General features: G+C 30.7%; 11 protein-coding genes. 9 read left to right on the forward strand and 2 right to left on the reverse strand.

All coding sequences use genetic code 11. The features are described 5' to 3' along the window. Positions 1 to 274 precede the first annotated feature (274 nt). The 5 genes from EVJ46_07665 to EVJ46_07685 all read left to right on the forward strand — a co-directional run bounded on the left by EVJ46_07665 (position 275) and on the right by EVJ46_07685 (position 3,136). On the forward strand, positions 275 to 778 hold the full coding sequence (locus tag EVJ46_07665; GenBank protein ID RZD16059.1) for a hypothetical protein: 504 nt from the start codon (positions 275 to 277) through the stop codon (positions 776 to 778). A gap of 152 nt (positions 779 to 930) precedes the next feature. After that, positions 931 to 1,317 (forward strand): pyridoxamine 5'-phosphate oxidase family protein, encoded by a 387-nt coding sequence (locus EVJ46_07670; GenBank protein ID RZD16060.1) that lies wholly within the window; start codon positions 931 to 933, stop codon positions 1,315 to 1,317. 391 nt (positions 1,318 to 1,708) lie between these two features. Further along, complete coding sequence (locus tag EVJ46_07675; GenBank protein ID RZD16061.1) at positions 1,709 to 2,110, forward strand: hypothetical protein; 402 nt, start codon at positions 1,709 to 1,711, stop codon at positions 2,108 to 2,110. 176 nt (positions 2,111 to 2,286) lie between these two features. Further along, the gene (locus EVJ46_07680; protein ID RZD16062.1) at positions 2,287 to 2,850 is read left to right on the forward strand and encodes a hypothetical protein; all 564 of its coding nucleotides are present in this window, start codon (positions 2,287 to 2,289) and stop codon (positions 2,848 to 2,850) included. 103 nt (positions 2,851 to 2,953) lie between these two features. Further along, positions 2,954 to 3,136 (forward strand): hypothetical protein, encoded by a 183-nt coding sequence (locus EVJ46_07685; protein ID RZD16063.1) that lies wholly within the window; start codon positions 2,954 to 2,956, stop codon positions 3,134 to 3,136. A 35-nt stretch (positions 3,137 to 3,171) separates the two neighbouring features. Here EVJ46_07685 and EVJ46_07690 read toward each other — a convergent pair whose 3' ends face one another. Next, a complete protein-coding gene (locus EVJ46_07690) occupies positions 3,172 to 4,935 on the reverse strand; it encodes a type II/IV secretion system protein (protein ID RZD16064.1) in 1,764 nt (587 codons plus the stop codon). A 79-nt stretch (positions 4,936 to 5,014) separates the two neighbouring features. Continuing rightward, entirely contained in the window at positions 5,015 to 5,269 is a 255-nt protein-coding gene (locus EVJ46_07695) for a sulfurtransferase TusA family protein (protein ID RZD16065.1), read from the reverse strand. A 530-nt stretch (positions 5,270 to 5,799) separates the two neighbouring features. On the opposite strand from EVJ46_07695, the gene EVJ46_07700 reads away from it, so the two are divergent. From EVJ46_07700 to cbiT, 4 genes are all read left to right on the forward strand, one after another. Then, positions 5,800 to 10,257 (forward strand): hypothetical protein, encoded by a 4,458-nt coding sequence (locus EVJ46_07700; GenBank protein RZD16066.1) that lies wholly within the window; start codon positions 5,800 to 5,802, stop codon positions 10,255 to 10,257. Positions 10,258 to 10,603: 346 nt separating this feature from the next. Then, positions 10,604 to 13,363 carry an outer membrane protein assembly factor BamA gene (gene bamA / locus EVJ46_07705; protein ID RZD16067.1) on the forward strand — a complete coding sequence of 920 codons (2,760 nt, stop codon included), beginning with the start codon at positions 10,604 to 10,606 and terminating at the stop codon, positions 13,361 to 13,363. An 83-nt stretch (positions 13,364 to 13,446) separates the two neighbouring features. Further along, complete coding sequence (locus EVJ46_07710; GenBank protein RZD16068.1) at positions 13,447 to 14,922, forward strand: cobalt-precorrin-5B (C(1))-methyltransferase; 1,476 nt, start codon at positions 13,447 to 13,449, stop codon at positions 14,920 to 14,922. Beyond that, positions 14,909 to 16,483: a precorrin-6Y C5,15-methyltransferase (decarboxylating) subunit CbiT gene (gene cbiT, locus EVJ46_07715; protein RZD16069.1), complete on the forward strand. Its 1,575-nt coding sequence runs from the start codon at positions 14,909 to 14,911 to the stop codon at positions 16,481 to 16,483. The genes EVJ46_07710 and cbiT overlap by 14 nt, the downstream gene beginning before the upstream one ends. The last annotated feature ends 11 nt before the right edge of the window (positions 16,484 to 16,494 follow it).

The following is a 16,494-nucleotide window of genomic DNA, read 5'->3' on the forward strand; positions in this document are numbered from 1 at the left end:
ATTAATTATTAATGAACTATGCGTCAAAGTTTGATGATTGTCCTAAATATTTTATTGCATATATTATTATAATAAGCTATATTGTATCTTATTTTAGTTATTTTAGTTATTTTAGTCATTTTAGTCATTTTAGTTACTTTAATTTTTTTAATTATTTTAATTTATTTATATAACTGATAAAGTTGGTTTTATCAAAAAAAAGAAAGAATACTCCGGTTCTCAGGCGAGAGCAGTTCATATAACTGGTGCGACTATATAATAGTGTAAGTATAGAATTTCCGTCATTAACGACATAGTCGACCAGACTAATTTTCTTGCATTGAACGCTGCAATAGAAGCGGCAAGAGCCGGAGAGCAGGGGAGAGGTTTTGCGGTAGTGGCGGACGAAGTAAGAAAGTTAGCCGAAAGAACAACAAAGGCTACAAAAGAAATAGAATCAATAGTGGTAAATATTCAAAATCAAACGCATAAAGCCGTTAAATCTATGGAAAAAGGGAAAATAGACGTCAATAACGGCAGCCTTAAGGTTTCTAAGGCTTCTGAATCTATTCAAAGCATAAATATTTTAACCAACAAACTGAAAGAGATGATAACCGGCATAGCTACGGCATCGGAAGAGCAGTCTATGGTTTCCGAAGAAATTTCTAAATCTTCCGAAGCTATTCTTGTAGCTCAGGATAATGCTACAAGCAGTTCAAAACAGGTTTCGGCTTCAAGTGAAGAGCTTGCAAATCTTGCCGTGAACCTGTCGAAATTAGTTGCGGTTTTTAAGGTTTAAATTAAGTACGGATGACGATAAAAATATTATTCAGCTATTATTAATTTAATTTTATAGAAAAATTGTTCCCGTAATATTGTATGACATAATATGATATAATAATAATATGCGTATAATAAAATAATTTCTATAAAAAATAACGGAGAGAAATCATGGCTAAAATTAATAATATTGTAAAAGAGGTGTTGGATAAAACTGAAATGCTGGTAATTGGGACATGCGGCGCAGACGGCGTGCATCTGTCGGCGACATGGGGTGAGTATGTAAAAAATATCGGTCTAATCGACGATGAAATAATTTTAATACCTTCCGGCGGATTAAGCAAAACAGAGGAAAATTTAAAACTTAAAAATAATATAGAAGTTTTAATAGGTTCTAAGCAGGTTCAAAGCGCTCACGGCGCAGGTCAGGGCATAAGCATTTTCGGAAAAGGCGAATTCGTATATTCCGGAGAAATTTTCGACAGGGTTAAATCAAAATATTCATGGATAAGGGCAGTTTTAATGATAAAAATCGAATCGTTCAGCACGCAGCTATAATATAATAATGTTATATTGTAATACTGCTTATAAGTTATATTTATAGCTGCAGTAATGGCGACAATAGAAATTAAATTGCAATACTGATGATATTTGCTTATGTAATTGCGCATTTGCAATTGCATACTGAGCAGAGTATGCTTAATTATTATTATTGTTATTTTATTCTTATTTCTGTCATTATTTCTAGTTGTCTTGCTTTCACTTTTTCCTTTCCTTTCCTTTATAGCTTTATATCTTTTAAGTTGATGCTCAAGACATAATAATTTATAAAATCAGATTGTAAAATTTTAAAAAAATATTTGTATTCGTTGGTGGAATATTATAAAATTAATTAACAATAATATATAATTTATATTAAAATAACCTTTTATATAATAAATAATTTACTATGATAACTATAGATAATAAAATTAAATATTCGAAAGAAGAATTAAAAGATAAGCTGAAGCAGTTATGTAATACCGCAGCGTCAATACAGTTTGCCGCCCACGATATAGCCGGTTTTTTAAAAAAGGACGAAAGCTCGGAGCATATCAGCGAAGAAGATGTTATGTCAAGTTTAATTTCAGCAGAAACTCATTTTAGGAGTTTTGTAAGCGTTGATTTATTGCTGCAAATAAAACAGAGCATAGCGTCAAGATTTCAAAAGATACAAAATACGGAAGGATATGACGTAAAAACAACGTTAATAATTAAAAGAATATCCGAAAATATAGAAAAGGTAATAATGGAAATAATAGACGAACACATAGAAAACGAAATATCTGCAGGATCTCTTCTGAATAAATAAATAGCATATAGAAAAAGATTAAATTTCGTCATTGCGCAAACGATTTGGCGGCTGCGATAACGGCGATGTTTCAATACAGATAAACTATAAGCGTAGCAGTTAATAAAAATTAGCTAAATTATATTTGCATGTAATATTTTAAAATCTATATGATATTATTAGACATCGTAGAACATTTGAAATTGTTAAAAATAAAAAATTTTATTATCGTAAAAAATTTTCTTTACAGCAAGTCGTCGGTTTCCGAAATTTTTAAAGACCCTGATTTATTGTTTATAGTAATAAAAGAAGAATCTTGTGTAATAGATTCTCTAATAAATCCTAACGCAGAGTATTTTGTATGCGGACGCAATATTGTTTTAAATAAGAAAAAATTTCCTGTTCTATTGCAGGTTATCAGATTAAACAACGATGATAACCTTATTTATCTGTCGCATACTTTTGCGGGTAAAAATTCAGACATAACGCTTATTAAAAATTTTAATGACCAAAAGTTAGGCGCTATAATTATGATAGATAATAATTTTAAATCGCTTTTGATAAAATTTGAAATTAGCAGCAGCCAAAAAATCCGCGGTTATTTGAAAATATTATCAGATTCTAAATTATTTCAAAACGCGAGAGACATAGGAACCGGATTAGAATATGATGAATTAAAACCTGCGGTAGATGTAATTTTCAGCGATAAGCAAAAAATATTTCATTCTTTGCTTAATAATGACAATTGTGACGATTTATAATTTAATAAGTAAAAATTATTATACTTCAATAACATAAACATATTGTAAAATAAGGATACATAACTAAAAGTGCGGCAGCGGAAAAATACGAGGAACAGATATTATGTTTTTTAAAACTTTAATCACTAGATTATTTAAGATTGAAAATAATTATCAGGAAGGATATAATAAGGGCTATTTAGACGGTTATAAAAAAGCCTCAGAAGATAAGAGCGAAAAACAGGAAAGATATAAAAAAACCGCAATATACCGCAAAGACAATATTTCGACTCATGAAGAAATATAAATTGTAGAAAAATAAATCTTATTTTTTATATTTATTTATGACGTTTTTTCTTCTTCCGACAAATATTCCGATATTTCATCGTATGAAGTAATGCCGGCTTCTAATTTTTCAATAGCAGAATCTCTTAAAAAACGCATGCCGTTTTCGCGGGCGTATTCCGTTATTCTAGATTCGTCCGCGTTCTGATATATCAGTTTGCTTATATTTTCATTAATCTCAAGCATTTCGTAAATTGCGGCTCTGCCTTTAAATCCGGTATGCATACATTCGGGACATCCTTTTTTCTTATATACTTTAATATTTTTATTTCTAACAGGATAAGTGGAATCGATTTCCTTGCATACCGGACATAGTTTCCTTACTAATCTTTGGGCTATCACAAGATTTAGACTTGAAGCTATAAGATAAGGGTCTATACCCATGTTTATCAGCCTTGAAATAGTTAATATTGCGTTGTTCGTATGGATTGTGGAAAGCACCATGTGACCGGTCAACGCCGCTTTTATAGAAATTTCCGCCGTTTCTTTATCTCTTATTTCGCCAACCATAATAATATCGGGGTCCTGCCTTAATAATGCGCGAAGAACCTCCGCAAAAGTGAAATTTATTTTCTCTCTTACGTTAACCTGCGTTATCCTGTCCATATTGTATTCTATAGGGTCTTCCACCGTCGTTATATTTAAAGATTTTCTGTCAAGGTCGTTCAGAGCGCTGTACAGAGTGGTAGTCTTGCCGGAACCTGTAGGTCCGGTAACCAATGTTATGCCGTAAGGTTTATGTATTGCATTTTTAAGTATTTTTATATTATCTTCCGAAAATCCTAATTTTGAGATATTAAGTTCAATGGCGCCTTTATCTAATATCCTCAGTACAGTTTTTTCGCCGTAAAGCGACGGCAGGGTAGATACTCTTAAATCAATATAATTGCCCTTATAATTTACTTTTATATGACCGTCCTGAGGCAGCCTCTGTTCGGATATATCAAGATTTGCCATTATTTTTATTCTCGATATTATAGCGTTTTTAAGGTCAGACGAAGTTGATGACGCTTCTATAAGTTTGCCGTCTAGTCTGTATCTTATCAGCAATTCTTTTTCATAGCATTCTATATGGATATCGGAAGCGTTTATTTTTATAGCGTCCGATATAGTTCTGTTTACAAACTGTATTATTTTATTATTGTCGGGAATTGTAATATCTATTAATTCTGTTTTAGCTTCGGGTTGATTTTCATTTTTATTGCCGCCGCCGTCGTTTAAAATAGTTCCCGCATTATAATATTTGCCTATCAGCTGATTAATTTCGGATTTAGAGATAATTTTCTGTTCTATTGGACATCCGACATAAAATTTTAAATCATCCTCGGCTGCCGCATCTAAAAGATTTGCAGCAAAAACATATAGTTTATTATTTTCCTTTTTATACGGAACAATGTCGTAATTAAGGGCTATAGAGACGGGAATAAGCCGTATCAAATCTTGGTCTATAGTTTTCTGAATATTTTTATCGGAATCTAATTCCTGAAATTCGGAAGACAGAAAATCAATGAATCCGTCATTTTTTTCAAATTGCAATTTAGAAGACGAACCAACTAATGAATCCTGTTTTTCTTGCTGTTCGTTTAATATATCGTCTAATTGAGATTGCGTGATTATTTCGCTTCTCACTAAAATATCGCCTAATTTAAGATATTTATTTTCTAAATCGTTTAATTTTTTTTGTGTGCTTAAAGCGTTATTTATTGTAAGTTCGTCGGTAATACCTTTTTTTATTAATAATTCGCCTAATTTAGCCTTCATATATTGAAATTTATTATTTTAATTATTTATTAATTCTCAGTTTATTATATTTTTGTATTTTTACATTTACATCGCATGTTTATTTTTTTCGTATATAAAATTTATATACGCCGCTATCTTCGGCGGATTCAACTAATTCGTTGCCAGTCCTTTTGCACCACGCCGGCACATCGCTTACAGAACCCGGGTCTGTTATTATAAATTCTAAAATTTCTCCGCTGTTCAAACTCTCAAATTCTTTTCTCATTTTAAGAATGGGTTCAGGACAGAATAAACCTGACGCGTTGAAAGTTTTGTCAGCGTTTACGACTGTTTTATCCGCACTTGCCGCCATTGACGCATAACCCCCCGCTAAAATTAATTATATAAATTTTTAACTATAATAATATTTTTTTGTTAATTTTGCAATACATTTTGTTATATGCGGCTTTTTAATTTTTTCAACGGTTTTGCGATTTATTAGTCAAGTATCTTAATAAGTATCTTAATGCAGTATTTTATATACAGAAATACAGCCGTTATTTCAAATACAATTTTATTTATAAAATTTTATTTGAATTATTTGTAATACACAGTTTAAACAATATCCTTAATCCTGCAATAGAAAATATTTATGCATTTCTTTGCTCGGTTAAGCGAAATATAAGTAAAAAGTAAAAGGTGTCTGACACCTTTTCCGAGTAGATAACTTTCTATTGCAGGATTAAGGAATATTTTAATGCAATATTAATTTGAAATAAGTATAATAGAACAAGTATAGTATTTATTTTATCGAACTTATATTTTGCCGACGCTTAAGAGATATTTAATCAATATTTATTTAACTGATAGCGACATATATTATATTTATATTATTAAGCCGCAATGAAATTGTTTTCATTATTTAAAAAAAGAAGATATTTATTAGTATTTTTTTTCATGTTGCTTGTAATTTTTTCTTTAAGCTCTATACTATTTTTTACCTCTCCTTATTTTGACAATATTGCAAAAAATTATGCGCAGAATTATCTGACAAAAATGCTGCATAAAAAGACGACTATAGGAGAATTAAAAATTTCCTTATTTTCCCCTCAGGTCAGAATAACCGATTTAAAACTGAAAGATTTTACGTCAATAAAAAGGATAAATATATATTTTGGACGCTTTGATTTCTTCGGCAGAAAGATTATAATTAATAAAATTTATGTGGACGAACCGGCAGTAAAAATAATTTTAAAAAAAAATAAAATACTTAATTATAGAGGTTTTAGAAAAGTTTTAAAATCTTTTACCAAAAAATCGTCTTTTTCGCTCTTATCCGTATCGGTTAAACATATAGCAGTGCGGGGCGGCGGTTTAAGATTTAAAGATATCGGTAAAAAACTTAATTTGACCGTAAAAAAATTTAAGCTTGATTTTTTTATTAAAAAAAGCGGTAACGCTTTTTTAAAAGGCGTTTACGGATACGGAAAATTTTTAAGTTATGATGCGCCGTATATACATTTAAAAACTGCGCTCTACAATCAGATTTTTTCGTCGTCTTCAGCATATATTCATATGTTTAACCGTTTTGTCAAAATAAAAAATCTGTCTTTTTCTGCAAAATATTTTAAAACGGTTTCAAACGGAATAATTTATTTTAAGAAACATCCTATTCCAGTAGCATATTCCGATAAAAAGAATAAAAAGCGGAGCAAAAAACAAAGCGTCAAAAGCAGCAGCGGAAATAAAGAAAGTTCTTTTATCCGTTCTGTTAATTTTATTAAAGGGTTTTATATTACTTCCAACCTGAGCATTCCAAGTTTGTCTAAACTTCCAGAAAATATAAAACCGTTTCCGATTAACGGCGGATTAAATTTAACGATCCGCGCTTCCGGAAATTTACTTAGAAATTTAAAAGTAAAAAGTAAAATTCGTCTGACTGATTTTATTTTTTCCGGGGCAGCTATTAAAAATGGCGTCATACTTGCAAATTATTCTCTTGATTTGGCAAGAACTTTTAAACATACTAAATATATTAAACATATTAAAACCATCGGATACCGCAAAGACCGCAAGTCTAAAGACGGCAAAACCGATAAATCTAATAATCGCAGCACGTCCAACATATCTAAACTGTCTGGCATATCCAATAAATTTAATACATCTAATGCATATAATAAATCTGATTTATCCAATGTATCCGGCAAACTCCTTAAAAAAGAGAACATTTTTCATCTTAGAGGTATCGTAAAATTTCCCGAAATCAAATTAACAATGTTTAACGGCAGATTTGATTCAAAAGGGCAGATAAATTTAGCCGATATGCAGGGTAAATTTAATTCTAAATTAAGTAAACTGTCCATAGGAAAGATTATAGATTTTTATGATGCAGAAAAGATTCCTCAATTTACTGGAAACGTATATGGAAAGGTTAAAACATTTATAAGGATCGGAAAAAATTTCTATGTTGCCAATTTGGAAAGTTTTATTGTAAAAAAACCCGTCGAGTTGTTTAAATACAGGTCAAAAGGCATAAGAAAAATTATTTACGTAAATTACTTGAATAATGTTAATGTAACCGGAAATACTCTAATTAATAATAATTCTGTTGTGCTTAATAATGTCAGAGCAGATTCAAGATATATAAAAGCGGATTCCTCCGGCGTTATATCCTATCAATCTAAATTAGGAAGCTTATCGATATTGATAAACGGTAAATATAAATCAATGCCGGAAGTAAGTTTATTAAAAAAATATAAAGGCAGATATTTCAGTCCGGCTTCTTCAGGCGCGGTAAAAGTTAATATTAAAGGAAATTTTAAGTCAATATCCTATTTTCTGAAAGGAAACGTAAAATCGCTGTCTATAAATAAATATTTTAAAAACTACGGCGGAAAATTCAATATAAATATTTTACCGCACGGAGCTGTTTATTTTAAAAAAGTTCTGCTGAAAGAAAATTATATCGGAAATAGCGGCAGCATAAGCGATAACAGCAAAAGCGCTAATGCGGGCACAATCAGTTTTTCAGGCAAAATATTTAAGGTCAACGGGAAAAGTCTTATTAAAGCCTATTTTCACGCTTTACATATACATTTCGGAGCAGATAATATCGCAGGCATGTTTAATGCAAAAGGTACAATAGGCGGAGCTTTTTCTGATCCGAATATTTATATTGCGTTATTTTCCAGGAAAATAAATATTTACAGACAATATTTATATAATTTAAATTCAAGTTTAATAATAAACAAAAGAAATTTAAAAATTAAAACATTATCCGTCGGCAATCAGATTTCCTCCCCGTCGGTAATTCACTGCTCTGGGACTATTAACTTTAAGGCGTCAAAAACCAGAAATTATAATTATAACGCAAATATTTACGCAGACAATATAAAACTTTCAAGTCTGAATTTTATTAAGAACATAGATAGGAATCACAATAAAAATAAGAATCAAAATAAAAATAAAAACAAGGACAAAAACAATTCGGCAAACAATATTAATACCGCCGGCGGCAATAATATCAACGGCAATAATATTAACATTAAAGGGCTGCTAAATTTTAATCTCCATATAGGCGGTTTTTTTAAATTTCCCGCCATTAGCGGCAGCATGTCGGCAAACGATATATATTTAAATAATTATTATTTAAATACCGTAAGCGCAAGATTTTTATCCGCAAACAATAAAAAAATAAAAATAAGTATTAGCGCTATGAACGGGAAAATAAACACTAATGCTTCAGTTATACTAAAAAAAGGGTATCCGTTCAGGTTTTTGTCTAAAATAAAAGATGCCGGCGTTAATTATAAAAAAACATTAATTGTTTTAGACGGAGGTATTTACGGAAGCGGAGATTTAAACTCTATCGGCAGTTCCTATATTTTTAGCAAATTAGACTATTTATACATAAAACACGGTTCTCTGTTTTTAAAAAACGTAAAAAATATACGTTTTGCATACATGAACCGCAATCTGACAATCAGCGGTTTTAAACTTAAAGGCAAATTAAATTATTTTCAGCTCAGAGGCAATATTACGAATAAATATTACAATCTTATTATTAATGCCAGCACGAGTCTTTCTATTTTAGATTTTTTCTCAAATAAAATAATCAATTCTTCAGGATTTATTTCCAGTTCAGCCGTTATTTTCGGTCCGGTAAAACATCCGGAAATTTACGGATATGCAAACATCAAAAAAGGATTAATAGAAACCTCCGCAAATCCTATGTACACAGTATCGCGTTTGAGGGGACATATTACTTTTAATAAAAATTTGCTGATGATTAATAAATTACGGTTAAGGCTGTTAAACGGGTTTTTTTCAGGAGACGGTTTTATACGTATGAAGGATTTTAAGCCCGTTTATTATCATTTAAGAACTGAATTTAATTCGGCGGTTTACCGTCAGTCAAACTATTTTTACGCAATCGCAGGCGGGACTTTAACATATAACGGCAATAATAAAAAAGGACTTATCTCGGGAAGCGTAAAAATTAAAAAAGCTATTTATGATAGAAAGATTAATTTTTCTTCTTTTCTTATAAAATACAAAAGATATGATTTTATTAAACCCGCTGCGAAAAAAAATGTTTTTAATCCTTCGTTAAATATTAAAATAAAAGCGGACAACACTATTTTTATCAGAAACAATATAGCAGACGCCGTTTTTAACGCAGATTTAAATATTTTAGGACGGCTGTATAATCCTGTCGTAACCGGTGTCGTAGATGCTAAAAAAGGAGAAATTTATTTTAGAGGCAATAGATTTAAATTGTATTACGCAAATCTAGACTTTAATAATCCATATAAAATATCACCTTCTTTCGCCGTATCGGCATATACGCATATAAGCCAGTACATTATCAGAATGAATGCGAACGGTTCGCTTTTAAATTTTAACGTTAATTTTTCCTCAACGCCGCCTCTTTCGGAACTTTCTATCGTGTCAATGCTTGCCCTTGGCGTTACCAGCAATTCTATTTATGCAAATTCGGCGGGAAGCATAGCGGCATCGGAGGCGGCTTCCGCAATAGGCGGCGGTCTGGAACACAGTATTACGGGAACTATATCAAGCTATTTCGGTTTTAAAAACTTGTCGGTAACGCCGTCATATTCCGTTATAACGCATAATGCGGCTCCTCAGGTGCTTGTAACGAAAAAAATTGCTCATAACTTATCGGTTTCCTACAGCAATATTATTTCTTCCCAATCGTCGCAATCTGTTACGCTCACTTATGATATAACACATCATATATCTTTAGTAGGAGAATGGGAAAATAACGAACTTGCGCCGAATAATTCTAATATTTACAGCGAGGTCGGCGGAACTATCGAATTTCATTTCAGGTTTTATTAATTGTTTATTTTATAATATATATTTATAATACAGTAAAAATATATAATAAAATAAAATACTGCAGGGTATTGAATGATAAAATCATAATAAAATAAGGCGCTTTATGTTTATAATAAACTAAAATACTGCAGGGTATTGACTGATACAATCATAATAAAATAAGACGCTTTATATTTATAATACAATAAAATATAGCGGGATATATTAGACATAAATATAAAATAAATAAAAATATGAATAAATAAATAAAAACGTGAATAAATATACAAACATTATACCGAAAATTGAATTATGTTTAAATTTTTTATTTGTTCTTACGGTAATATTACTAATATTATCGGGCAGTTTGTGCTATAACCTGCCGGCATCTTACGGATTGAACGTTAATACCGCCAAAAATAAAAACATGGAGAGTGTAGGTTCTGCCTTAATTTATTCTTTGCCCTTAAAAACAAAAATAGAATCGATATCATACCGCCTGCCGTCAAATATTAAACTTAACTCAATAAAATATTATATTCATATAAAAAAAGGGCAATATTTTTCTATGTATAACATTGAAAAAACAATTAAAGCTCTTTATAAATCTAAACTCTTTTCGAACGTAATGGTTTTTTATAGATATAAAAATAGGAAAATATATTTAAAACTTCTTTTATTTCCAGAAGTTTATATAAAAACAATAACTATAAAAGGGCTAAACAATTCAGACATCGGTAAAAAATTAATATTAAACAGAATTAAACTGAAAATTAACGGACAGTATCTGCATTCTTATAAAAAAGAATCAATAAAAATAATAAAACAATTATTAAAAAATTCAGGTTATCCTTTTGCCCATGTTTCACTAAATTCTTATGTGCTTAGAAAAGATAAAAAATATATAATAAATATAACTATAGCTTTAAATAAACCCGTCCTGATTTCAAAAGTCTTCGTACACTGGAAAACATTTTATCCTGCGAAAATTCTTTCTTCGTCTATTAAAGAAATTTCAGGCAAACCTCTAAGCAGGTCTTTAATAAAAAATTTCAGAAAGCGTATAAGGCATATTTATATTAAGAAAAATTATCTGAATCCTATAATAGAACCAACAGTGATAAAATATATAAATAAATATAAAACTATATTATTATTTTCAATCCACCCGGGCTATAAAATATTATTTCATTTTAAAGGAATTAGACCGTATAATTCTGATTTTATTAAAAACAATGTTTTTACCGTTCATAATGTTTTCATTTTTGATAAGGGAACTTTCTTGGCGTTTAAAAAAGTTTTAAGGAATTTTTTTAAAACAAAAGGCTATTTTTTTAATAAAGTTTCTTTTAAGGAAATAAAAAATAAACATAGCAGAATAATTAACCTATTTTATAACGTCAATAAAGGCTATAAAGTTGCCGTAAAAAATATAATAATTACAGGCAATAAGCCTTTCGGCATCTCAAGGATAGATTCTTTAATGAGGACGCACGTATCTTCATTATTTGCACCTGAGTTTTTCTGCGAAAGAAGATTAAAAAGAGATATTGAAAATATAGAAAATTTTTATAATAATCAGGGCTATTTGAGCGCCAAAGCAAATTACAGTCTGAAATTCGGCAAAGATAAAAAATCGGTAATAATATATATTGATATAACAAAAAATATACGAACATATATAAAAAGCATCAGTATTGAAGGTCTTCCGTTGAAGATAAAAAATGAGGTTAAAAGTTATTTTAAAAAAATGGTAGATAAACCGCTTAAAATATTAGACGCAGATAACGGAAAAAATTTAATTGAAACAGACCTTTCTAATGCAGGCTATATTTTTTCAAAAACAAGATTGCGGATAGTTTATTCAAAAAATAAAAACGGATGCAGGCTGTATTATTCTACGCAGAAAAGCCGGAAGGTTATTATAAAAAACATTTTTATTACCGGAAATACTATAACAAAAACAGGATATATAAAATCGCTTATTTTATTTAAAAAAGGTCAGGTTTATAATCAGAGCAGCATAATTAAAACCCAAAACGATTTATATAAAACCGGATTATTTAATTCGGTTGCCATAAAATTAGAAAATCCTGAGAATATTAAAAAATATAAGAACATAATTATTCAGGTAAAAGATTCTAAACCGATAAGTTTAAGTTTCGGTGCAGGCTACGGAACATATACGAGATACAGGGGATTTTTTCAGATTAACGACGACAATCTGTTCGGTTCAGGAAAATCTCTATCTATGCGGTTCTCAAAAAGCGCTATTTACACTAATCTTTTATTTGATTATTATGATCCCGCTATTTTTAATTATAGAAGACTGGCATTTAATGCCGAAGCGTTAGATTCAGATATCATTACGCTAAATTATACCTTGCATAAAGAAGGAACGTCTTTTTCGCTGATAAGAAAATTTAATCACAAGTTAAAGGGTTTATTGTCTTATAATATGTCATACGACAATCTGTCGGGGTTAAATCCTGGCGTTGACGTCACTCCGCGCGATACCGGTTTCACAAGGATAAGCTCGCTTGAAGCGTCGCTTATTTATAATTCGAAAAATAACGTATTTAATCCGACATCCGGTAATCTTACAGATATAAGATTATCTTATTCGTCAGCCATATTAGATTCGCAGATAAATTTTGCCAAATTATTTGTTCATACGGAACAATTTATACCGTTTGTTTATGATACGGTTTTGGAATATTCCTTAAGATTCGGATATATAAGACCGCTATCGCCGACGGAGCAGGTGCCTATTAACGAAAGATTCTTTCTTGGAGGCAGAACAACCGTCAGGGGATTTCCGCAGGATTCTATCGGCGTGATAAATCAGTATGGCTATGCCGAAGGCGGAGACGTTATGGAAAATTATAATCTTCAGCTAAATATCCCCGTATATCACAATATTGATTTATTCGGCTTCCAGGACGGAGGAAATGTTTTCTTAACCACGTCGGATATTAAACCTTTGGTACTGTATAAATCTGCCGGAGCGGGCATAATGTATTTATCCCCTATAGGACCGATAAGTTTTTCATACGGTTTTATTCTGACGAGGGAACCTTACTGGCCGTCGGGAGGGGTAAATTTTACGGTTGGAACGTCTTTTTAATTGATATATTGTATTCCAAAGTATTTAGGTATTTTAGGTATTTAGGTAACGATAAAAAATTAAAAAAATAGCACGAAACTAATATGGATATATTGTATTCCAAAGGCGGTTTAAAAAAAGGTTTTTCTACAGGAACGGTCAGCGCAGGCGCAATAAGGTCGTCGATACGGTATTATTTTACGAAAGAAAAATTTGAAACTATTTCAGTAGATATGCCCGGAGGAGAATCCGTTAATATCGATGTTATGGATTTATCACACAGATTTTTAAAAAACGGGATAAAAATATCTACCGCCGTTATTCAGAAGTTTTCAGGAGACGATATAGATGTAACCGGCGGCATTAAGATATACGCCGATTTTATGATTATCTGCAAAAAAGTTAATAAAAATTTAAATATTCAAAATAATAATAAAGGTGCAGACGAATATGAATATGATAATGACCGTAATAATGATTCTGATAAAATTATTGCTGAAGATATTGAAAATGATTTAAATAATTCTGATAAAATTATTGCCGAAGTTTTTGAAAATGATTTAAAGGATTATTTTAACGAATTTTATCATAATAAATTAACTTTTTATGATAAAATTATAAATACCGATGCCGGAGATTTTTTCTTCTCATCGGCTGAAGGCATTGGTATAGCTACTAAACAGGGGCTGCCGGTCAGAGTAGGATATCCTGCTGTAAATCCTGTTCCGAAAGACATGATAAAAAAAAATGCTTTAAATGAATTGAACGGTTTAACTGCTGCAGTTGCAGTATGCAGATTCAATAAAAAAATAAATGAAAATAATAAGGTATTAAACGATTCAAATGATGTTTTGCAAACCGTAAATTTTTTTTTATCGGTATTATATATACCTGACGGTGAGGAAATTTCTAAAAAGACTTTAAATTCAAGGCTTGGCATAAATGGCGGATTAAGTATTTTAGGGACTACAGGCTATGTTGTTCCGATATCCGCAAAAGCCTGGCTTGATACTATTAAGTCATCATTGAATTTTTTATCTGAAAATAACATTAATTTATGCGTGTTTACGCCGGGCAGATTCAGCGAAAAGTGCGCTATGAAAATTTTCACGGATCTGCCGGAAGAGTATTTTATAGAAATAGGCGACTTTGTGTCATATTCAGTGAGAAAGGCGGCTGACTTCGGAATTAAAAATATTATTTTAACGGGTCAGTTCGGGAAGATTGTTAAAATATCCCAGGGGGAAAGAAATACCAACGCTAAATATAGCCGGCTAAATCTGAATTATATTGGAGAAATAATTAAAAATAGCGGGTATATGCGGCGCGGCGGCTCCGATGATTATTATGAGGACGAGGACGATGTTAGCGCTATTTATAAAAAAGTGATTAATTCAAATACTTCAAGGGAAGCATTTTCTTATATAGAAAACATAAAAAATGAAAATATCAAAAATGGAATTATCAATAAAATACTTTATAATGCGAAAAATAATATAGAAAAAATAAATAACAATAAGGTAAAATGCAAGATAATACTTTTATCATATTCGGGAGAAAAAATATTTGAAACTAAATAAAATTTATATAATCGGTGTTTCAAAATGTTTCAGCGCAAATATTTCGCTGGAACAGTCTATATTAAAAATTTCTCATATCGATTCTATCTTTGCAAGAAAGGAAGATGAATATATTTTAAAAAAAATTAAACATGAACATAATATAATAAAAAGTTCTCAAATCTTTTACGGAAGCAAAATACAGTTTATATTAGATTATATAACGGAAAATATAACTAAAAAAAATATATTGGTTTTAGCCGACGGGGACCCTAATTTCTTCGGAATTGCCGGAACTATATTTAATAATACCGATGAAAAGTTCAGAAGATATATAGAAATTTTTCCGGCGGCAAGCTATATGCAAAAAGGTTTTGCATCTATTGGAATATCAATGTCGGATTCTGAAATAATAAGCCTTCACGGAAGAAATGTCTCAAACCTTTTTAAGGCTCTTTATACATCTAAAAATATCGGTATATATACGGATAAAATTAATAATCCGTTTCAAATTTATAAAATTTTAATGGAAAAAGGTTTTAGCGGCTATTATAAATTTCATGTTTTAAGCGAATTGTGCTCTAAGAATGAAAAAACATTATCCTTAAATATTAAAACAGAACAAAATTCAAATAAAATAAATATCCAAAAAGCGCTGGAAGAATTTGAAGATACGAAAAACATTGTAATTTTGGAACACGTTATTAATAAAAAAAACAATGTCGGCGAAAATTGCAATAACGGCGGAGCCGATAGCTGCGGTAATTGTAATAATAAAAGCCGCACGGCAAACAATAATACAGGAAATAACATTATACATACCGGTTTTCATACTGATGCCGATATCAGTACAGACGCTAATGATAGTATTAATGGCGGTGCAGCTGCGGTTGCCGATGCCGGTGTCAAAATAATTGCAGATGCGGATGTAAATGCTAACGCTAATGTTAATGCTAATGTTAATGTTAATGTTAGTGTCAATATATTAGGAATAAACGATGATGATTTTATTCACGGCAAAGGAGAGCCGACAAAAAAAGAAATACGCGCGGCTGCCTTAAGTATGCTTGAACTTAAAAGGAACAGCGTCGTGCTTGATGCCGGATGCGGAAGCGGAAGCGTAAGTATTGAAGCCGCCGCAGTAGCCTCTGAGGGAATGATTTATTCAATAGACAAAAATAAGATAAAAATAAATAATTTATTAAAAAATATTAAAAAATTTAAAAGACCCAATATAGAAGCTATGCTTGGTGATATGCCTGCAATTTTCAATTACTTAAAAGATAAATTTGCAGCTGAACATATTCAGCCGGATTCTATTTTTGTCGGCGGAGGAGGCATATCTATAGACGATATTATACAAACTTCCTTTGAAATGCTCAAATCAGGCGGAATAATTGTTGTAAATTGCGTTATGATTGATACGCTTAATAAAGTGATGTCATATATAGAAAATAATAAATCAAAAATAAGATATGAGATAATTTCTTTAAATATTTCACGTTTAGAATCAATATCTTACAGTTCATATTTTAAAGCGTTAAATCAGGTATATCTTATAAAAATAATCAGAACAAAATAATAAAAACAATT

This window comes from Candidatus Acididesulfobacter guangdongensis (assembly GCA_004195045.1).
GTDB lineage: Bacteria > SZUA-79 > SZUA-79 > Acidulodesulfobacterales > Acidulodesulfobacteraceae > Acididesulfobacter > Acididesulfobacter guangdongensis.